Origin of the sequence: Mesorhizobium sp. M7A.F.Ca.CA.004.04.2.1, assembly GCF_004022825.1 — a bacterium.
Lineage (GTDB): Bacteria > Pseudomonadota > Alphaproteobacteria > Rhizobiales > Rhizobiaceae > Mesorhizobium.
In genome coordinates, this window is record NZ_RZPH01000007.1 from 1 (window position 1) to 21,238 (window position 21,238).

The following is a 21,238-nucleotide window of genomic DNA, read 5'->3' on the forward strand; positions in this document are numbered from 1 at the left end:
CGCATGCGTCCCGCTTCGACAGACTCGCCCTAAGTGAATTGCACCAGATTCGCACAGGCTACAAAGTGAACAGAGCTAACGGACAGATCGGGGAGCACGTCAACGAAGACTATGTCCGACGCCGCGTGCGAACTCCGATTGCTTGGGCTGACCTGGTCCGCTTGGATCCAAAGTCAAGCCCGCACCCGCTCGCTCTTCGGGTCATACATTGGTTTAAGCGAGACTTCGGCGGCAAAGCGCTCGCCAGCTATCTCAATCTCGTAAGAAGAGGAAAGGAGAGCTGCCTCGCTCTCACTTTTGCAAGGTACATAGCCAAGGCCGATGGCTCCTCCAAGCGTATGACCGTAGCTTCCGGAGGTGATGGTTCCCGCAATCCGACCGTCACGGAAGATGACCTCGTTGTGGTGAAGTAGTGGACTGGGGTTTTTCAGCCGGAACTGAACCAGCCGACGGTCGAGCCCCGCTTCACGTTTTCTCAGCACCGCATCTCTCCCAATAAATCCTGGCTTTGCCGTCTTGACGGCGAAGCCCAACCCCGCTTCGAGCACATGATCCGCGCTGCCAATATCATCGCCAAGATGCCGATATGCCTTCTCGATGCGGCATGAGCCAATGGCATGCAGTCCACACAGCTTGAGGCCAACATCTGCGCCCGCCGCCTCAATTACTTCGAAGACATGCGCGGCTTGATCAGTCGGGACGTAAATCTCCCAGCCCAGTTCGCCGACATAGGTCACTCTATGCGCTCGCGCCAAACCCATTCCGATTTCAATTTCCTGGAAGGTGCTGAAGGGATTGTTGCCATTGGAGAAATCATTCGGGCTAACTCTGCCGAGCAGTTCGCGCGAATTCGGCCCCATGACCGCGAGAACGCTTTCCGAGGCGGATATATCGGTGATAACGACGAACTCGTCGCCTACATGCCGCCTCAACCAGCACAGATCGCGTTGCAGATCGAAGGCCGACACCACGAGCAGGAAAGCAGTCTCGCCGAGACGACTCACCGTGAGATCGCTCTCTATCCCGCCCCGCTCGTTTAGCATTTGTGTATAGACGATCCGGCCGACCGGCACCTCGACGTCGTTGGAGCAGAGCCGTTGGAGAAACCTGCATGCGTCTCGTCCCTCCACTCGGATTTTCCCGAATGGACTCAAATCGAAAATACCGACCCGTTCACGCACCGCCACATGCTCTTCGCGCTGGTTTTCGAACCAGTTCTGGCGGCCCCAAGAGTACCGATATTCGCGCTCCTGGCCCTCTCGGGCAAACCAGTTGGGTCGTTCCCAGCCTGCGGCTTCGCCGAACACGGCTCGGCGCGCTCTAAGGTGTTCATGAATTGGTGACCGTCGAATTCCGCGCGATGTTGTCATTTGACGGGCGGGAAAGTGGTCGGCATAGGTAAGCCCCACGATCTCCGTAACCCGCTCCTTCAGGTAGGAACGATTCTTCTGAAACGGCTGCATCCGACGGATGTCAACTCCTGAAACGTCGAGAGGCGGTTCGCCGTCATTCATCCACTGCGACAGAATAAAGCCCGCTGGTCCTGAGCCGGCTATCCCTCCCGTGTTGTAGCCACATGCTACCCAATAGCCCCTCAGGTTAGGAGCTTCTCCTAGGTGGAAGCGATCGTCAGGCGTGAAGCTCTCAGGTCCATTGAAGAAGGTGCGAATACCAACCTTGCCCAACATCGGCATGCGCTTTAGGGCCTTCTCCATAATGGGTTCGAAATGCGCAAAATCCTCTGGCAACTGGTCAAAGCAAAAGCTTTCGGGAATGCCGTCCATACCCCATGGCTTAGCCTTCGGTTCTACCGCCCCAAAGAGGATCTTCCCTGCATCTTCTTTGTAGTACGTATGTTCGTCCGGAACCCGAATGATCGGCAGTCGTGTAAGCCCTTCTATTGCCTCCGTGATCAAATAGAAATGTTCACAAGCATGCAAGGGAATCGCCACGTCGCTTCTAGAGCCAAATTCCCGAGCCCACATTCCTGCACAGTTTACCACGTGCTCTGTTTCAATCTCTCCACGCTCGCCATTCTTCTCCCACGTCACGCTTGACACCCGGCCGTTTTTCGACCGAACGCCGGTTACCTTCACTCCTTCATAGATGGCAGCACCGCGTTGCCGTGCGCCCCTGGCAAGCGCCATCGCGACATTTCCTGGATCACATTGCCCATCATTAGGGAAATGAAGCGCAGCAGAGACGTCCGACACATTGACATGAGGGTACATTTCCTCAAGTTCGCTGGAGGAGATTTTTCGCACCTCTACCCCGAAGGCGTTCGCGACCGAGAACTGCCGCAATAGCTCGTGCTTCCGCTCATCGGTAAGCGCGAGAGCCAACGAGCCGACACGGCGCAATCCAGTTGAAACCCCCGTCTCTGCTTCCAAGCTGGAGTAAAGTTCCATCGTGTACTTTGCCATATTTGTCATATCGGCAGAGCCGCGCAATTCGCTCAGCAATCCGGCAGCGTGCCAAGTTGTTCCGCAGGTCAGTTGCTTACGCTCGAGCAGAATTACGTCGGTCCATCCGAGCTTTGTGAGGTGATATGCAACCGAGCACCCGGAAATACCGCCCCCGATTATGACCGCTCGGGCTTTAGCCGGCAGTGATTTCGCTCCAGATGAGTCGGCAACTTCGTTTAGGGTTGATGCATTCTTCATGGAAATTTAAGCTCCTAGTTAAAGGCTTTTCTCAACATCTTGCAGGTCAGTGGTCGGCCACGCGGCAAGGCGGAGCTCAAAGCGAGCTGGCGGCGGCCCCGGTGTTTTCTATGTTGGCGCGCGCGTTGGCGGGCGCATCGACGAGCCAGAAACCAAGCACGCGACGTTTATGAAGATAGCGGGCTCACTCGGACAGCTCCCCTTCGGCCTGAAAGTTTCAGCGTCGAGCATTGCTATTTTTGCCATTGCTTTCAGTGGGTAATTCATTCACCGAGAGGTGCCTACGTCAAATTCAGTCTATATATTAACGCCATCTGGTTTCGAGATTCTCGGTCCGGTGTAGGTGGAAATGGAGTGTCAGGACATCGCCGAGCCTTGTCCTAGCCACACCTGTGGCGTGGAAAAGAAAAAGGCGCGACGGGCAGCTCTGCGGGCGAGCGCCACAATCTTCTCACCCCGGCCGTTCTGCTTCACCTACGTTGAACTGGGAACGTACTCAGGCCATCCGGAACGGCGTCTGCGGTCTTGATCTGCTCAGTCCACTTCCAGGATGTGCCGCAAGGCTGGGAAAACGAGGCAAATCGCCGGTCGGTTTCTAAATGGCGCTGCGGGGCCATTGCCTGCAAACAGCCACTTAGTCATGGCGACAAACATCCGGAGGCAATGGTCACCGGCAAAGTTTGAGAATGTTAATCGAGATGATGCCCGTCATAGGCGGTTTTGCAGCTCCGGCAGAATGACGAAGAGATCGCCGACGAGGCCGTAGTCGGCAACCTGGAAAATCGGCGCCTCCTCGTCCTTGTTGATGGCGACGATGACCTTCGAATCCTTCATGCCGGCGAGATGTTGGATGGCGCCGGAGATGCCGACCGCGATGTAAAGATCGGGGGCAACCACCTTGCCGGTCTGGCCGACCTGCCAGTCGTTCGGCGCATAGCCGGCATCGACCGCGGCGCGGGAGGCGCCGACGGCGGCACCGAGCTTGTCGGCGACCGGCAGGATGACCTCCTGGAACTTCTCCGCCGAACCCAGCGCACGACCACCCGAGATGATGATCTTGGCCGAGGTCAGCTCCGGACGGTCGGTCTCGGAAAGCTTGTTCTCGACGAAGGTGGACAGGCCGGGATTGGCCGCGGCCTTGACGGTCTCGACCGCCGCCGAGCCGCCCTCGGGGGCTGCCTGGAACGAGGCCGTGCGCACCGTGATCACCTTCTTGGCGTCGCTCGACTGCACCGTCTGGATGGCGTTGCCGGCATAGATCGGCCGCTTGAAGGTGTCGGGCGATACGACTTCGATGATCTCGGACACCTGCGCGACATCGAGCAGCGCTGCGACGCGCGGCGCGACATTCTTGCCCGACGAGGTCGCCGGCGCGATGATGGTGTCGTAGGCGCCCGCCAGCGACACAATGAGCGCTGCCGTCGGTTCGGCCAGGCGCTCGGCAAGTTCGTCTGCCTCGGCCAGCAACACCTTGCTCACGCCCTTCAGCTTGGCGGCAGCGTCGGCTGCCGGCTTGGCGCCCTTGCCGGCAACCAGCACATGCACGTCCGAGCCGATCTGCAGCGCCGCCGACAGCGCCTTGGCGGTCTGGTCGGAAAGCGTTGCGTTGTCGTGTTCTGCGATGAGGAGAATTGCCATTTGTCTGTTCCTTTCCCGATCGCTTACAACACGCCGGCTTCGTTCTTGAGCTTGTCGACCAGTTCGGCCACCGACTTGACCTTGACGCCTGCCTTGCGGCCGCTCGGCTCCTCGGTCTTGATGACCTTCAGCCGCGGCTTGACGTCGGCGCCGTAGTCGGCCGGGGTCTTCTCGTCGAGCTGCTTCTTCTTGGCCTTCATGATGTTGGGCAACGAGGCATAGCGCGGCTGGTTGAGGCGAAGGTCGGCGGTGACGATCACCGGCATCTTCAGTTCCACGGTCTGCAGGCCGCCGTCGACTTCGCGCGTCACCTTGGCCTTGTCGCCGTCGAGCACGATCTTGGAAGCGAAGGTGCCCTGCGCCCAGCCAAGCAGTGCCGCCAGCATCTGGCCGGTCTGGTTGGAGTCGTCGTCGATCGCCTGCTTGCCGAGAATGACGAGGCCGGGCTGCTCGGCGTCGACGACGCCTTTCAGCACCTTGGCGACGCCGAGCGGCTCGGTCTGTTCGTCGGTCTTGACCAGGATGGCGCGGTCGGCGCCCATGGCGAGCGCGGTGCGCAGTGTTTCCTGCGCCTGCTGCGGGCCGATCGAGACGACGATGATTTCTTCGGCCTTGCCGGCTTCCTTCAGCCGGATTGCTTCTTCCACCGCGATTTCGTCAAAGGGATTCATCGCCATCTTGACGTTGGCCAGCTCCACCGCCGAACCATCAGCCTTCACGCGAACCTTGACGTTCGCATCCACAACCCGCTTCACCGGGACGAGAACTTTCATTCAGTCTCTCCTATTCCGCTCTGGCAGCGCCTACAACACGCTCCAGAAGTTAGCGCATTGGCGATCCATAAGATCCCCGCCGCTTCGTTGTTGATAGTGATATCTGCGGCCGTCACGCTGGCTGTCCGCTGGCTCAGGCAACCGTAACCAACGAAACTATCTGATGTAGCAAACGGAGTAGTTTTCAGAAGCGGTCGGTCCTCAGCGCGTAGGAGCGTGAGGTATTTTTATACTCATGACTTTTCTTCTGAATACGAGTTCGCACGCAAACTGGTGGGGACAGTCGAGCTCACATAGGCAACACTGTCTCGACCACATTTACCCAATAGCCTATCCCATAAGGCAAGGCTTCGTCATTGAAGTCATAGGCGGGGTGATGCAGAAGAGCGGTAGGTCCATTCCCAAGGAAGATAAAACTACCTGGCCGCTTCTCAAGCATATAGGCAAAGTCCTCCGCACCTATACGTGGCTTCATCTTATGATTCACCGATGCAGGCCCGACTAGGTCGCGTGCCGCCTTAGCCGCTAAAGTAGTTTCCTCCGTGCAGTTGACAGTGACCGGAACGGAGCGACGGTATTTGAATTCGATATCCGCGCCGAAGCCGCGCGCAATGCCCTGTGCGGCTGCCGCAATCTCTTGTTCGGCGAAGTCTCGCAGGGCTGGCACGAGAGTTCTGACCGTTCCGGCAATTTCAACTTGATCGGGAATGATGTTGTAAGCCTGTGCGGCCTTCAGCTTGGTGACGGAAATCACCAGAGACTCCATGGGGTCGGTTTTGCGAGAGATTAAGATTTGTAGGCCGACGATAATCTGTGCTGCTATGGTGACGGGATCGATAGTTCTATGTGGGTAAGCCGCATGGCCGCCCCTGCCCTTCACAACAATGTCGAAGTCGTCCTGCGAGCCCATGATAGGACCATCGCAGATGGCGAATTTGCCAATTTCCATGCCTGGCAAGTTATGCATGCCGAAAACCTGGGATATGTCGAAACGGTCCATAATGCCTTCCTGGACCATCCTTTGAGCTCCCGTCGGAAATTCTACTTCTTCTGCCGGCTGAAAGATTAAGGCGACGGATCCCCTGAAGTTGCGCGTACTCGCAAGATGTTTCGCAGCACCCAGCAACATAGCTGTATGACCGTCGTGGCCGCATGCATGCATTATGCCTGGGTTTTTCGAGGACCAGGATTTGCCTGACGCCTCAACGATTGGCAGGGCATCCATGTCCGCTCTCAATCCGATCGTCGGTCCATCTCCCCCTTGCCCCTGAATAAGTGCGACGATGCCGGTCTCAGCTATCCCCGTTTCGATATGATTGATCCCGAACGATGCCAGTTTATCGATCACGAACTTCGCTGTGTTGTGTTCCCGATAGTCGAGCTCTGGATTTTCATGGAGGTAGCGTCGCCACTCCGTTGCTTCGCGCTGCAAATCACGGAAGGACTCAACGCTGTGCATCTGAACGTTTCCCAAATTGCGTTTTTTGTTGGCCGATGTTCAGCTTCCAGGAGGGCTAGGTCAAATTCAGTTTGTGTATTGTGATCATCTGGTTTTCAGATGAACTCAGGGTGGTGAAAAGCCTGGGTAGGACCGCGACCGCGACCTGTCTTACCTGAGCGCAAGGCATCTGTCAGATGCGCGTTTTCGCCTTTGAGTCAGCGACTGGAATGCGTTGCTGTCGCGACGGGAAAATGGCACGTGGTCAGCACAGCAGCGGCAGCAAGCGCGGACTTGGTACGTGACGCGCAGCTTGAACACATCTGGCCGGACGCTTCACATGGGAGAACTGCCGCCTGTCTTCCGGCTCGAACCGTCGGAGTCCAATGCTGCGCCATTCTCCGGCGATTGAGATGGGACAGCAGCCCCGGAGGAGGATCGCCGGGCGCCTATCGCGGCAAGTTGACAAGCGGAGCAGTCGTCATGCGGCTGTTCGCGGTGACCCTCCGATCGAATAACCACCCCGGTATTTCCAGCCACCGGTGGGCCAGAAAGGGTGCAGCGGAACACCGCCAGGTCACCCTTCTTGATCGACCGCATGGAGAAAGACCTGCCGGTCAGCCCAGGGATGCCATGGATAAAGAAGTTCGCGATCAACATCGATCTGCGGGCGTTCCATGGTCGAGTTGTACGACGAGATCCATCCTCATTCAGCGCTCAGAATGCGTTCCCTGAGGGAGTTCATTTAGGCACAAATCTACTTGGAGCGACGACCAACGAACGGCTCCCGGCCGGCCTCACGCCTGCCAACGCGGTCTGCGGCGATCGGAGAAGGCCGCGATTCCGTCAGCGGCGTCGGTCGTTTCCCATACATCGGCCAGCAGAGCGACCGTCTCGCCGATCACTGCGTCGTCGATTTCCGACCCAAGTCGGCGCACAAGCGCCTTGGCGGCGGCGACCGCCCGCGGCGAGGCCGAGAGATAGGGCCGGACCTCAGCCTCGACCGCCGCCTCCAAGTCGATCGGCGGCACGACCCGGGAAACCAGTCCGAGGTCGCGGGCTTCATTTGGCGTCGATTATCCTGCCTGACATGAAGACCCGCCGCGCCCGGCCTTCTCCCATCCGAGCCAGAACATAAGGAGAAATCGTAGCAGGGATGAGTCCTAACCGGACCTCGGTGAAACCGAACCTAGCGGTGTCGACGGCCACCGCAACGTCGCAGACGCTCATCAGGCCGAGACCGCCACCGAATGCCTGGCCGTTGATGCGGCCGATCAGGGGTTTGGGTAATTCGTTGAGCGCGCGAAGAGCCAGCGCCAGCTTCATGGCCTCGGCGATTCGCTCGTCACGCGCGGCGGAGGCCTGCGCCCGCATCCAGGCGAGATCGGCGCCCGCACAGAAGCTGTCGCCTTCGCCCGTCAGCACCACCGCTCGCACATTGTCGTCATTGGCGAGCAGTTCGGCGGCGCCCGCAAGTTCGGCGATCATCTGTCCCGACATAGCGTTGTGCTTGTCCGGGCGGACGAGGGTCAACGTAGCGACGCCGATCTCGTCGGTCATGATGCAGATAGTGTCGAAGATCATGGCCGCTCCTCTCTAAGGCTGCCCGCGAAGCGGGCCACCTCCTCCAATCGCTCCATGTCGAGGCAGGTCTCATAGCCCCGGCCCGCTAGCATTGCCGCGACGGCGAGGGTATCGACATTGCCGTTTGCTCCCACGGCGAAGGGGCAGCCGCCAAGTCCGCCAACCGCAGCGTCAAAGGTGCGTAGGCCCTTCTCCAAGCTTACCAGAATGTTATCGAGGGCGCGGCCCCCAGTGTCATGATAATGTCCAGCAAGTCTCCCGGCCGGCACCGCTTCCAACACAGCATCGAGCATGGCCGCGATGGTTGCGGGCGTTCCTTGGCCCGTGGTGTCGCCCAGCGAAATCTCATAGCAGCCCATATCAAGGAGTTCGGTCACAACCTTCACAGCGGCAGCCGGCTGTATCGGTCCTTCGTAAGAGCAGTCGGTGATGCAGGAGACATAGCCTCGCACCGGAATGCCGTCGGCGGCAGCCGCGGCGAGCACAGGGCGGAAACGCTCGAGGCTTTCGGCAATCGAGCAGTTAATGTTCCTGCGGCTAAAAGTTTCGGAGGCTGACGCGAACACGGCGACTTCGCCAGCCTTCGCCGCCCGCGCGGCCTCGTAGCCCTTCATGTTGGGCACCAGCACCGCATAGACGGCGCCGGGCGCACGACGGATGCCGGCCATAACCTCCGCCGCATCAGCCATCTGCGGCACCCATCTCGGCGACACGAAGGAGGTCGCTTCGATCATTTGGAAGCCGCAGTCGGACAGCAAGTCGACGAGCCGGATCTTCTCGGCGGTCGGCACGAGCCGCTTCTCATTCTGTAGGCCGTCGCGCGGCCCCATCTCGGCGATGCGAACGAATTCAACCATTCGGGTCGGGCCTCCGCCTCGAGAAAGAAGATCAGATCGCCGTAAAATCGGACTGTGTCAGCGCCGCCGTCGTGAATGTCGGTGACAAAAAGGCCGACACGATCTGTGCTTTTGCTAGGCTAGACATCAGGCTTCTCTTATTTTCCGACCAACCTCACATCGACGGGGTAGATCCCGCTTTCGTTCGCGATGATCGGGTTGATGTCGAGTTCTGAGAGATTTTCCATCCTCATGACCGCGAGGGAGACGGACGAGATAAATTCGGCAAGGGACCGCTTGTCGACTGGCCGATAGTTTCTGAAACCATCGAGGATCTTCGCAACACCCGTCTCGTTGATCATGTCCAAAGCTTCCGCCGGAGAAAGCGGCGCCGCGCGAAAGGTCACGTCCTTAACCGCTTCGACCAGCACACCCCCTGAGCCGAACAAGACCACCGGGCCGAAGACTGAATCGTTGACGGCACCCACGAACAACTCCAAGCCGTGATCCACCATCGGCGTGACGATGAAACCGAAGGTCGTCACCGGGGGAGCCTGGGACGCCATGGCCCTCGTGATGTCATCCGCGGCGGCGCTCGCCGCCTCTCGCGTCACGCCGAGGCGAACACCACCGACATCGGACTTGTGCACGATGACGGACGAGTCCACCTTCACCGCACAGGGCTTGCCAAAACTAGAGACTACCGAACTTACGGCCCCGGCATCGCTTGCCGCCGACCATTCGCCAGTGTCCACGCCCAGTTTCTGCAACATCTCGCGGGCTGTCGTCTCTGCCGATAGCCCGCTGGGAACGAAAACGCGGCGCGCGTCCGGTGCCAGCCTATCGGCATTGCTATTCTGTTTAGAAAGCCAATTAGCCCTTTCAAACAGTGCCTTGGACCCGGTCACGGCCCAATCGATAGAGGGGAAAATCTGGATGCCGCCGTTTCGTAAGATGTCGTGATTCTCCGGCTTGCGATTGCCGTAGCAGCTATGAAAAACCATAGGCAGGCCGCTGGCTTTCCGCAAAGCCACGATCCGCTCGGCCGCCGAATTCTCTGCTTTCAACAGAGATTCATCGAACCTTATGTGGTAGGCTCCAAACAACCCGTTTGTCAGAACGAGCCCTACCTGGGGATCTGACGCCAGAATTTCGATGCATTCGGGGAAAACGTCGGGATAGGCGTCAGCGGCGCTTGCAACATCAATCGGATTTTCGACACTGGCCTCGTCGCCGAGGACACTTCTCAGCTTGGTTTTGGTGTCTTCCGAGAGGGATGCTAGCGGCACCCCCGCCCGTGACAACGCATCAACGGCGAGTGTTGCGTGTCCACCACCATCGGTCAGAACCGCAATCCCGGTTTTTGGTTTAGGAAGTGGACTGGTTGCGAGAAGAGCAGCAACCGGCAACAACTCATCCGAACGATCGACTAGGGTTACGCCCATTTGCGCCAACACCTTTACGGCGATTTCGTCGGCGCCGGCAATCGAACCTGTATGGGAAAGCGCCGCCTTCCGACCCTCAATGGATCTCCCGCCGCGCAGCATCACAATCGGGCAGCTCAGCCCCACGCGTGCCGCCGCGTCAAGGAATCCGCGGCCGTCAAGAAAGCCCTCGTTGTAGATGGCGATTGAGCGGGTGCTTTCACGTCGGGAAAGCTCCTCGATCAATTCGCCATATTCGATATCGGTCTGGTTACCGAGTCCCGCGATGACATCGAAGCCGGGGCCATTGATGGAGCGACTGTCTTCGACGACCGAAAGCACCATGTTGCCGCTTTGGGTTAGAACACTGATTGGCCCACTCGGAGGCAGTTCCGGCAGGCCAATGAGGTCAGCCTGCACAGTGCAGTTCAGCATTCCCGATGTATTCGGTCCAATAATCCGGACCCCGCTTTTCTTTAAGGCATCAAGCAATCTCGTTTCCGCGGCAGAACCCTTGTCGCCTCGCTCACGGAACCCGTGCGCCAGAACCACTGCGCCGGCGATCCCTTTTTTACCGCACTGGATGAGGATATCCGGCACTTCCTCCGCCGGCCGAACGATCACCGCGATGTCCACACATTCGGGAAGGGCATCGACGTCGCTGAAAACTGGCAACTCGAGGATTGTCCCTCCTTTAGGATTGACCGGCAGGATCGGATAGCCGTAGCCGGCGTTCTTCAGCGCCTTGATGATCTGATAGCCGCGCTTGTCAGGGTTTGCCGAGGCCCCGATGATCGCTACAGAATGCGGCTCCAGTACTCGGCTCAAGGCTGTCGCTTCATTTTGGCGGCCTGTGGGAGCTGGCAATTCCGGCTCGCCATAGGCGAGTACGCCGTTCAAGGCCGTTGCTTCATTGTGGTGCCCCACGGTCATTTCTATCTTCCTTCGAAACGGGGCGAGCGGCGTTCCGCGAAGGCGGCGACGCCTTCTGCCCAATCGCTGGTTTCCATGATCGCCAGCAGGTCTTCGGCCTCGGCCCGAAAAAGCTTGTCGGGGCTTTGTGGTAAGTTGATCGCCGCCTTAAGACGAGCCATTGACAATGGTGCGTTCTTGACGATCCGCTCCACTAACGCCGCCGTGCGCTCCTTCAACTGATGCGCTGCCGGAGCCTCGGTTGCCAGGCCAATCTCCAGGCATTCTGCGCCGGTTATCCTGTCGCCCAGCAGCAAGAGTTTGGCGGCATTCCTCAACCCGATGAGCCTGGGAAGGCGGAGCGTCACACCTCCCCCCACATAGGTTCCAATGGCAATTTCTGGAAATCCGAGCTGGGCGTCCTCGGATATGATAAGAAAGTCAGCAGAGGTCGCGATTTCCGCCCCGCCGCCTAAAGCATAGCCGTGCACCTCGGCAATGACTGGCGTCTTCATCGTCTGAATTCGTTCGCACACGCGCTGCCCGAGCATAATATACGCCTCGCGCTCATCGCGCGTCCGTTCGCCGGATTTGTGGACCTTCAGATCAGCACCGGCACAGAAAGCGCGGCCGTTTCCGGACAGGATCACGCATCGGATCTCGGGGTCCTTATCTGCATGGTTCAGCGCATCCAACGTCTGTTGATACAGGGCTTCATTGACGGCATTCATCCGTTCGGGTCGGTTGAAGATAATGTGAAACGCTTGGTCTTCTTGCTTCGTCACGACTTCGTTCATGGACAATCTCTCAAGACGCTGATCCTGATACATTCGCCTCAAATCTATTGCGCGTCCAACATGTTTTGAGTATAGATCAATCGCGAATGAGCAATAATGTTACCCTCAGGCATTTACGGGCGTTCGTCGCGGTCGCGGAGCGTGGCGGGTATACGGCTGCGGCTCGCTCACTGAACATCGCGCAATCGGCTTTAAGCCGAACGATCGTGGAGGTTGAGGAGGAACTGGACACACGCCTGTTCGAGCGCACCACAAGAAGGGTGGTTCTTACGGCATCCGGCGAACAGCTGTTGATGAATGCGCGGCGTGTTCTTGAGGAATTCGACAGCGCGATGTCACGGTTCCAGCTATATCACAGCGGATTAAACGGGGTCGTGAGCCTAGCTGCACTTTCATCTGTTGCGTCTATCATGCTTCCGACATTCATTTCCGAATTCCGGAAAGGCAGACCCAACGTCAGAATCTCGGTGAAGGACGGTTTCGCGGATGAGGTTGTTCGCTACGTGCGCGACGGACAAGTTGATTTTGGTATCACATCCTTCCCAAAGGCAAGCGGACAGCTGATCTGTGAGCAGATCGCGGCGGATACTCTGGTGTGCATATGCTCGAAATCGCACAGATTTGTGGGATTGGAGACGGTGTCCTGGAACGACTTAAATGGCGAAGACTTCGTTGCGTTCGATCCATTGAGCAGCGTTCGCACTTGTGTTGATCGCGCTTTGCAAATTGCCGAAATCCAGCTCGGGACCATCACACAGGCTCGGGACGTCGGCACGGTTGCGGGCCTCGTATCCGCCGATCTAGGAATATCCGTCGTGCCTAGCCTTGTCCTGCCTATGATGCAGTTTTGTGAGATTACCCAAAAAAAGCTGGTAAGTCCCGCGGTCGAACGCGAGATCTATCTTGTCCATGATCCACAGACACCGATTCCTCCAGCCGCTGGATTTCTCATCGAAATGCTGCGGCATGCAGCGATGCATGGGTTCCGAACCCCGAACGGAGCAAGATGGGTGAACAAGCCGAAAGCTGAGCTGGCGAAAAAGAAATAGAAACCGAGCGGGCAAGAGCACCTTCTATCGCGCCACAGGACTTCCTGGTCAGGTCCTGTCATACCATATCCAATCGTAAATATTCGCTTTAGCCCTAGCAGCATGATATTTTGCCCGGCGGGGGCGGCACTCCTGCGGCAAGGGAAGCAGATTAATTATGTTGCGTATCGAAGTTCTTTGTCAGACCCCGTCGGTGAGTTCAACAAGGTTTATATCGAGCACACCAAGATTCGCGATGATCCGGTCGAGTGGTCCAATTTCAATTTAGTGTCACGCTCGCCTTTTGCTGGGCACATGTGCGCCGACGCTTCTATGAACTGGCGGCAGCCGGTCGCGCGCCGATCGCCAGTGAAGGCGCTGAGACGGATCGCCGATCTCTGTAAGATCGAGGACGGCATCCGCGGCCGACCGGCCGAGGACGCCGTGCGATGCGTCAGGAAAATAGCCGCGCTATCATCGCCGATCTCGAACCCTGGCTGCGCCAAAAGCTCGGCTTGATCAGCCAGAAAACCAAGCTCGCCGGGAGATCGACAGCAACGTGGTCGAGCGCTCCTTCCGTCTGACGAGCAAGAGGTTCGCCTCTTTTTGATAAGCGACACCATCTTTCACAAGCGTCGCCCGCTCCCGACCAAGGCATTGCGCGTTATACGCGCTTCGAACTGACCGCAAGAGGTTGGCGTCACGATGAGCCCGAAATAATTGTCAAGAAGTTCGAGCACACGCTTCGGGTCGGACCGCAGTTCTTCCAGACCATACATCTTCACCACATATTCGGCTAATAGTTGCAAAGCACTTTGTTTGTTCGCCCCGACCATAACAAACGGGTCTGCGATACGCTGCACTGTTATGTGATCGAACTGCGCAGAAGCGAATAAATCGAGCACTTCGCCAGCTGTAAAATGAGGATATTCGTGAGGCGTCACGGAATGAGTGGACACCACGTCAGCGAACCAGCGGGCAGTGGGTGAGCCTTCTTCGAAGTCATGAAGAACAAGGATGCCACCGGGCCGAAGAATTCGCGCAGATGCCTGAACAGCGGTGGCGCGCAGAGCGCGCGGGATGTGATGCGTTCCGTAAGCCATCAGCACCCCATCCACCGAGCCATCTCTAATGCAGTACGGATCGGCCGCACTTTGCCAGATCGCAAACAGGCCGTCCCGGATGCAGCGGTCCACCATGAACTGGGAGATATCAGAGTTGATGAACGTCGGGCAGCGCACCTCACCCAAGATTCGATGAGCTACCTTGTTCACATATCCGTCACCAGCTAGCAGATCGCAGATAATCAGTGATGGACTAAGTCCTTCGCAACCATTGGGGTGCATCTTCCCAAGAAGATCCATCACACCTTCGGATCGCGCTAGCAGCGACAATTGAATGCTATCGAGGTAATCCGCCCCGCGTCCTTCCGAGGTGAATTCGTTGCGCGAGAGATTGGCCAGATCGTCGTGGCGGGCGGACTGTTCTGCAACAACTCGCGGTTCGATCGCCATGAAGGCCAATGGGTTTAGCTTTTTTAACAGGTCGAAGTGCGAAGCAATCCCTTGAGAACTCATGCAATACTCCTCGTGACTAGCCGCCCATGAGCCGAGCGATCTTTAGGGTGAGAGCGGGCAACGCCTTTGCCTGAACGCTTGCCGAGCAAAGACGCCTGTAAATCAGTACCCCGATAGTCCGTTGGTTAAATCCTGTGTATCGCGCACCAAGAGACCGGTTTTTAGAAGATGACGCATGTACCTCGAGCGAGGCTTACTCTGGACCTTCCGAATTTGAGGACTTCATGTTGTGCGCCTCTCAATCCTAACCTTCAGGCAAGTCGTCCAACCAGCAAGCGCCCTCAAGGTGAGGCCGAGAGAAGATCTTTCCGATCTTCTCGCAAGTATTGTTTTGATGGTAGCGCATGTATAATCGGGCATCTGCTCCAATGTCGAGGATCTCGATCTTTCCCGTGTAGTGGGACATGATGTATTTGAATGTTTTTTGGATACCGCTGAGACGTTGGTTGATGCCGCGCACAATCTCTATTCCGCTGCGCAGCGAAACCTGAAAATGAGATGCGCCTTTCACCGGCCTGGCTTGAAATAGATAATACGGTCGCACACCCATCTGGTGGCACTTGGCGAAAGTAGCAGCCAAGATCTCGGGATCATCGTTGACATTCGCGAGAAGCACAGTCTGGTTAAGAAACTGAACGCCCTGTGCCCGCAGGAGCCGAATTTTAGCCTCCGCGAGGGCGGAGATTTCGCCAATGTGGTCAAAGTGCGTAACGATTACTGCAGCCTTTCCTGCGTTATGAATCCGCGTAAACAACGCCGGCAGATCCGGGTCATCGAAGCGCTTGGGCTGATAGGCCAGTGCCTTAGTGCCTATTCGGATCGAGTCGACATGAGGGATATCCAGCAAATTGCCAAGTAATTTTTGCAGACTTGCCGTATTGAGAACAAACGGGTCACCTCCTGTTACTAGCACATTTGTAATCTCCGGGTGATTCATGATGTATTTTCTAATACTTTCGAAATCAACTGCTGTCTCATCGGAATTTTTGCCGACAATTCGTTTTCTCAGACAATAGCGACAATATGAAACGCAACGGTCTGTCGCTATGATTAGTCCTGTTTGGGCGTATTTATGCTGAAAACCCGGAAATATCGTGTTATCTTGCTCACCACTGGTATCCAAGTTGCCGCCGCTGTTGAATTCAGCGAATGACGGCTGCACAATATACTTCAGCTGTTCGTAATAACCGCTGTTGATGATCTGTTCGTGGTAAAACTTTGTGACATGGCAACGCATGATGCTGTTGCTTTGCAGTTCGCCCTCGCTAACGACACGCGTCCCCTCGATAAAATTGATAACCCTGGTAGGCGTTCGCGGCTCCGAGTTGGTGCGCGGTACTTGAGTAGCCCAAGTCGGAGGTGCCGCGGAGGGTCCTAGCGCGTTCAACTCACCGGGTTCAATCACTTCCGGGACCCGGTCCGCCTCCGAGTCAGGCAACTCGTGAGCCGAGCGGTCCCGGGGAGAGGCTGCTTCCGTTAGATTCGACTGAATCGGGAATCGACGTTCATTAGCCAGCCGTGGTGCTGACCAGAGTCGCTGCCCGGGATCGGCCGCCAATTGGCCTAGCGCCTGCTGCAAATAGGCCACATACCGCTCGGCGGAGCTCCGCCCAAACAGCGATGTCCGGTAAACTAGCCTGCCACAAATAGCCTCGCCGAGCTCAAAGATATTAAGAGCCAGATCGTATTGCGCGACACAATCACCAGCGTCAGAATATACAATTTCGAGCCCTGGCAGTTCCACCGTCTCTCCAACAGTATTTTCTGATTTGACTATGACCTGCACAATTGGGGTTTGAGCACCTTTGCGAATTGGACCAACGACGTCCGTCGCCTGCTCAAAGGGCAGATCCTGGTGATCAAGGGCCCCAAGCACGGCGGCATTCACTCGCCCCAGCACTGTCTCCAGCGTCGGATCGCCCGACAGGTCGATCCGCAGCGGCAAGCAGTGGGAGAAACAACCGATCAGCCCCTTGCTTCCTGACCGGGTGCGGTCTGGGCACGGCGTGCCAATCACCACCTCGTCCTGACCCGACAAACGCGCCAGCGCCATTGCCCAGCCCGCTAGCACCGTAACGAACAGCGTGGTTCCACGACGCTGGCTCAGCACCTTCAGCTTTGCATTTAATGTCTCGTGCAACACGAAGTCGACGTAGCTGCCTGCAAATTCCTGCTTTACTGGACGTGGCACGTCGGTCGGCAGCTCAGGCACCGCTGAGGCGCTATTTAGCATTCGAAGCCAGTATCTAAACTGCCGCTCCAAAGCCTCAGCTGTCAGCCAACGTCGCTGCCAAATCGAGTAGTCCGCATACTGGACTGGCAGTGCCCTCAGCCGCGCTACGCGGCCCTCTTGAGCCGCAGCGTAGAACTCGCTCAGTTCGCGTAGCAGGATCTCACGGGACTGACTGTCCGAGACCATCTCATGCATGGTGATCAGCAGCAAATGATCATCTTCGCGTAAGCGCGCCAGCCGCGCGCGGATCAGCGGCCCGGCTTCCAGATCGAACCCGGCCTGCCCTTCATAGCGCATTAACTCAGTTAGTATCTCCTCTGCCTCCCCCTCCGCTGGGGCCGGTAGATACTCCCGTTTAAGCGGCACAACGTCCACTGGCCTGATCTGTTGGAACGGTTCGCCGTCCTCCACCGCGAAGGTGGTGCGCAGTACCTCATGACGCGCCATCAAGCAGTTCAAGGCCGAATGTAGGGCCACCTCGTCAAGCTGGCCGCGAACGCGAAGCCCCAGTTGGATGTGGCATGCCTCACTGCCGCTCTCCAGATGCGACAGGAACCAGAGCCGTTGCTGGTGGAATGATAGTGGTATCCGCAGCGGACGCGACAAGGCTTCAATTGCCTGAACCGCATTCGTGGGGTCGTTGGGCTCGTTAATTGCGATGGTCCTAGCCAATTTCATATGAAGTCCTACGATTGGAGATTCTGAAACCGCTAAGGTCAAACGGGTCCTTCCACTTGACTCGTCTGCAACCGGCGTGCCACCGAAGGTGCTGTTTCGGCAAGAGGGCAAAAGCCGAGCATTTCGCGCTGCAGCGGTGAATCTTTGCAGCTGGGTGTGTCGGGTTTCAAACTATTCGTTTGCTACGGTGGTACAAAAGGTAACGCTCCGGAGCTCTACCGAATCTCTCTTCCCGTCGAACCAAGGGAAACTGGAGTGCCCGAGGATCGGGGAACAACTTCGTAAATCAGTGCAGACAGCCGCCGCTGATGCCCATTTGGTGCGCGCATGTCCATTTGCGACGTCCGCCTAGTGGGCGCACGATCGCCGCCTCGGTGCATCGGATTTGGAAAGATTTGCCTCCAGATATCAATAGCCGAGTGAAACAGCAGCTTTGAGTGAGCACTCTGCCCCGAAGCCTTTGTGTCGGTAGCTAGTCAAAGTTGTCCGGTTCGGTAAGCGGTTCACGCGGCTCGCGACGCTGTAAATCGCGAAGGTGTTATCCCGCTCCTGCCTGATGACCGCAGCTTTGACGATTGCGGATCGGACCTTTCGGCCTGCGCGAAGGCGATCGTGCGCCAGCCTTTGAGGACGGCTGCCATCGTGATGCCGCATCCTCGCACGGCTTTCTTTCCCGCTTGAGGCAGATACCGGGATTTATGTTTATGCGCAAACTCAATCTCACGATCCCAATCGAGTTGGTTATTGCGGATTGGCGCTGCGATCTTCACGCCTCCAGGCGGGACAAAAGTGGTTATCGAAGCGAAACGAATCTTTGCCTCGCCCCCGTCGCCCTGTGCGCTATGATCCGAAAGTCCCTCTGCTTCGCGCGGGCCACGTACGCGTCCGGTGAAGACCGCAGAGGTGCGTATCCGGTGGCCATGAGAACCTGAGCACCGGAGTGCTGGGGTCAAGCTTTCGATGGGGAGACGCGATGATATTCTTCGAGGAGGAGTTTGAGCTCCTCGGTGCCTTCATCGGTGAAGGCCAAGATCCCGTTGTCATCATTGGCGCCGTACACCCAGATGACGCCGTCCTCGGGCTCCAGACCGAGGGTCAGTTCGTGGATGAGCGCTTCGCTGACGCCGAGGTCCCTGGCGACACGTTCGACGGTGTAGACGTGCAGCTGGTTGGGTCCGCAATTTTGCGGATCTCCAATTCCACGGCAGCAAATCATGGATCCGATGGGCCGGATAGGCGGGCAGTCGGGCGAGGACGTCGGCGAGCCAGGCCTGCGGGTCGATATGGTTCATCTTGGCGCTGACGATCAGGCTGTAGAGAACGGCAGCGCGCTGTCCGCCGCGATCGGAACCGCAGAACAGCCAGGACTTTCTGCCGAGAGCGATGCCGCGCAGGGGCTCGCTCGGCAGCATTGTTGGATAGGCAGATCCGCCCATCCTCGAGGAACCCGGTGAAGGATGACCAGCGGCGCAGCATGTAGTTGAAGGCCTTGGTCAGGTCGTGCCCGCGCGAGAGCTTGTCGCGCGTCTCGATCATCCAGCGCTCGAGCTCGGTGACCAGCGGCGCGCTCCGCTCTTGGCGCACGGCGTGGCGTTGGGCCGGCGACAGGCGCGCGCTCGATATCGAACAAGGCATCGATGCGCTTCGCGGCTTCGACCGCCAGCGGATAGACCAGGTTGGGCTTCTCGCCATGTGCCTTCTTGCGCGCCGCCGCTTCGACATCGGCCAGCTCAACCACTTTGCGCCGGCTGTGGATCCAGCAGCTGGCCTCCAGAACAGGCGCCGGCTGACGACCCGTCGCATAGAGATAGCCGTAACCACCAAAGGCATCGGCCTGCAGAATGCCGCTCCAGCCGGCGAGATGCGGCCGCAGGATGTTCGCCTCGGCGATCGCGGGAATAGTAGAACACTGCCGCCGGCGGATCGGCGCCGCCGAACGGTCGGTCATCGCGCACATAGGTCCATAATCGACCAGTATCGGTCTTGCCCTTGGCCAGGACCGGCACCGTCGTATCGTCGCCGTGCAGACGTGAAGCAGCCAGCACATGGGTAGAACAGCGGCATCAGCGCCGCGGCGCCGGCGCCGACCTGATCGGCGAGCGTCGACAGGCTGAGCGGTACGCCTTCGCGGGCATAGCGTTCAGCTTGACGGTTGAGCGGCTGCGGAACAGCATCCTGGGCGGTGGCAACCATGCCTTGGAGTGAACCATAAAACGCGTCCGCTGACTCGCGGAAAATGGCGCAAACTCAAAGAAAACTCAGCCCGCGCGCTGGGGGGTGGAACGTGTGACGCGGGTTGCGCCAATCGATCCCGTCGAGCATGTAGGCGAGCTGCGCCGGTGATATGGAAACCGTGCCGTCCGCCGGCGACGGCCAGAGAAACCGGCCCTTCTCGAGCCGTTTTGCATACAGCGACATGCCGAGCCCATCATGCCAGATAATCTTGATCAGATTGCCGCTGCGTCCGCGGAAGATATAAATATCGCCGGCATGCGGGTCCCGGCCCAGCGTCTCCTGAACCTGCAGAGCGAGGCCTTGCATCCCGCGACGCATACCGGTCCGGCCGACCGCCAACCAGATCCGCACCTGGCTCGGGACCGGGATCATGAAACGCCCAGCGCCTTCACCATCGCCGCCGCCAGTGTTGGCGGCGTGGTCAGCGGACTCCGCAGCCGCACCTTGCCGCCGACCTCCAGCTCGATCACCGCTGGTGATGCCGCGGGCCGGGAAACGGCGACAGGCTCGTCGGGAGCCACGACAACTTCGGCAAAGTCCGTCTCGCGGGCTCTCACCGTGCGGCGCCACTTATAGATCAGGCTGGTCGCGACATCGTACTGACGCGCCACCGCCGCCACCGTGGCCCCGGGCGCGAATGCCGCGGCCAGTATCCGGCACTGATCCGCTTCACTCCAACGACGCCGCCGCTCCGGCCCGGTCAATAACGTCACATGCTCATGCTGTGCTGCTAACTTCGCTCGTAAGGACGACCCTAAGAGCGCAGCCTCGCTACCGTGCCCTCCTCTCGCAAGGCGGCCTTCGCCGGAGGCGTACGGGCCACCGCGCAGTCGCAAACGATCTGGTGGCTTAAAGCAGTAGGTGGGGTGCGTCCTCAGACAACCTCTTCCGGCCTTAGAACATAGTGTGCCAAGTATGCTTCCGGATCAACTCCCGGCCTTGCATTTGCGCGGAGTCGTTCAGCATATGTTCGCCCATTAGTGCAGGCTAGGCCCGGCAAGAAGTGATCGCGCTGGACCTACCGTTCGCGTTCGGCTACGCAGGCTCCGCCGCCCCCTTCGGCCTCGACCCCGCGATATCTGGCAGGCTCCACGGCCTCAGCCCGTATCGCTTCATGGGTCCGGCTTGCGCATCGTGCTGGACGGCGCGGTATACATACAGCAGACCACCCCCTTTGGAGTTCATTCGTTCCATCAAGCGCGAGGCGCGGGCGGAAAAAGCAATCAATGCAGATATCGACAAATTTCGCCGCGCATGAGGCTCGGCTCACGGCCACACCGCGCAGGAACTCTGTCACAGCGCGCAATTTCGTTGCTGTGGCCCCAATCAGCGCCGTCCAGCAGTGAGGTTCGCCCCGATGACAGCAAGCGCCAGCATTGCTTCATTCGTTGTCATTGCGCGAAGGCTGCGGGCGGATAAATC

13 protein-coding genes and 3 pseudogenes are annotated in these 21,238 nt (G+C 58.2%); 2 read left to right on the forward strand and 14 right to left on the reverse strand.

Annotated features, from left to right (window positions below; translation table 11 throughout):
• Positions 1 to 173: 173 nt before the first annotated feature.
• The 8 genes and pseudogenes from EN893_RS00890 to EN893_RS00925 all read right to left on the reverse strand — a co-directional run bounded on the left by EN893_RS00890 (position 174) and on the right by EN893_RS00925 (position 12,065).
• A complete protein-coding gene (locus EN893_RS00890; protein WP_127270312.1) occupies positions 174 to 2,663 on the reverse strand; it encodes an FAD-dependent oxidoreductase in 2,490 nt (829 codons plus the stop codon).
• A 708-nt stretch (positions 2,664 to 3,371) separates the two neighbouring features.
• Entirely contained in the window at positions 3,372 to 4,301 is a 930-nt protein-coding gene (locus EN893_RS00895) for an electron transfer flavoprotein subunit alpha/FixB family protein (RefSeq protein ID WP_127375173.1), read from the reverse strand.
• A gap of 23 nt (positions 4,302 to 4,324) precedes the next feature.
• Entirely contained in the window at positions 4,325 to 5,074 is a 750-nt protein-coding gene (locus EN893_RS00900; RefSeq protein WP_127270770.1) for an electron transfer flavoprotein subunit beta/FixA family protein, read from the reverse strand.
• Positions 5,075 to 5,363: 289 nt separating this feature from the next.
• A complete protein-coding gene (locus EN893_RS00905) occupies positions 5,364 to 6,533 on the reverse strand; it encodes a M20 aminoacylase family protein (RefSeq protein WP_127270769.1) in 1,170 nt (389 codons plus the stop codon).
• A gap of 776 nt (positions 6,534 to 7,309) precedes the next feature.
• Positions 7,310 to 8,096: pseudogene (locus EN893_RS00910) on the reverse strand (crotonase/enoyl-CoA hydratase family protein).
• Positions 8,093 to 8,953, reverse strand: coding sequence for a hydroxymethylglutaryl-CoA lyase (locus tag EN893_RS00915; protein ID WP_127266839.1), 861 nt, complete (start codon positions 8,951 to 8,953; stop codon positions 8,093 to 8,095). Before EN893_RS00915 ends, EN893_RS00910 begins: the two are co-directional and overlap by 4 nt.
• 137 nt (positions 8,954 to 9,090) lie before the next feature.
• The gene (locus tag EN893_RS00920; protein WP_127266838.1) at positions 9,091 to 11,289 is read right to left on the reverse strand and encodes an acetate--CoA ligase; all 2,199 of its coding nucleotides are present in this window, start codon (positions 11,287 to 11,289) and stop codon (positions 9,091 to 9,093) included.
• Between the two features lie 2 nt (positions 11,290 to 11,291).
• Entirely contained in the window at positions 11,292 to 12,065 is a 774-nt protein-coding gene (locus EN893_RS00925) for an enoyl-CoA hydratase/isomerase family protein (RefSeq protein WP_127266837.1), read from the reverse strand.
• An 86-nt stretch (positions 12,066 to 12,151) separates the two neighbouring features.
• On the opposite strand from EN893_RS00925, the gene EN893_RS00930 reads away from it, so the two are divergent.
• Positions 12,152 to 13,114 (forward strand): LysR family transcriptional regulator, encoded by a 963-nt coding sequence (locus EN893_RS00930; protein ID WP_127266836.1) that lies wholly within the window; start codon positions 12,152 to 12,154, stop codon positions 13,112 to 13,114.
• 269 nt (positions 13,115 to 13,383) lie between these two features.
• Positions 13,384 to 13,635, forward strand: a pseudogene (locus EN893_RS00935) (transposase); the annotation flags it as partial.
• 84 nt (positions 13,636 to 13,719) lie between these two features.
• On the opposite strand, the gene EN893_RS00940 reads toward EN893_RS00935, so the two are convergent.
• The 6 genes and pseudogenes from EN893_RS00940 to EN893_RS00965 all read right to left on the reverse strand — a co-directional run bounded on the left by EN893_RS00940 (position 13,720) and on the right by EN893_RS00965 (position 20,529).
• Positions 13,720 to 14,670 carry a methyltransferase domain-containing protein gene (locus EN893_RS00940; RefSeq protein ID WP_127266835.1) on the reverse strand — a complete coding sequence of 317 codons (951 nt, stop codon included), beginning with the start codon at positions 14,668 to 14,670 and terminating at the stop codon, positions 13,720 to 13,722.
• A 244-nt stretch (positions 14,671 to 14,914) separates the two neighbouring features.
• On the reverse strand, positions 14,915 to 17,581 hold the full coding sequence (locus EN893_RS00945) for a condensation domain-containing protein (RefSeq protein ID WP_127266834.1): 2,667 nt from the start codon (positions 17,579 to 17,581) through the stop codon (positions 14,915 to 14,917).
• Positions 17,582 to 18,530: 949 nt separating this feature from the next.
• Complete coding sequence (locus EN893_RS00950) at positions 18,531 to 18,797, reverse strand: hypothetical protein (RefSeq protein ID WP_127266833.1); 267 nt, start codon at positions 18,795 to 18,797, stop codon at positions 18,531 to 18,533.
• Positions 18,772 to 19,744: pseudogene (locus EN893_RS00955) on the reverse strand (IS66 family transposase); the annotation flags it as partial. The pseudogene EN893_RS00955 and the gene EN893_RS00950, both read right to left, overlap by 26 nt.
• 84 nt (positions 19,745 to 19,828) lie before the next feature.
• Complete coding sequence (tnpB, locus tag EN893_RS00960; protein ID WP_127266832.1) at positions 19,829 to 20,188, reverse strand: IS66 family insertion sequence element accessory protein TnpB; 360 nt, start codon at positions 20,186 to 20,188, stop codon at positions 19,829 to 19,831.
• Positions 20,185 to 20,529 (reverse strand): transposase, encoded by a 345-nt coding sequence (locus EN893_RS00965; protein ID WP_236383542.1) that lies wholly within the window; start codon positions 20,527 to 20,529, stop codon positions 20,185 to 20,187. The genes tnpB and EN893_RS00965 overlap by 4 nt, the downstream gene beginning before the upstream one ends.
• Positions 20,530 to 21,238 lie beyond the last annotated feature (709 nt).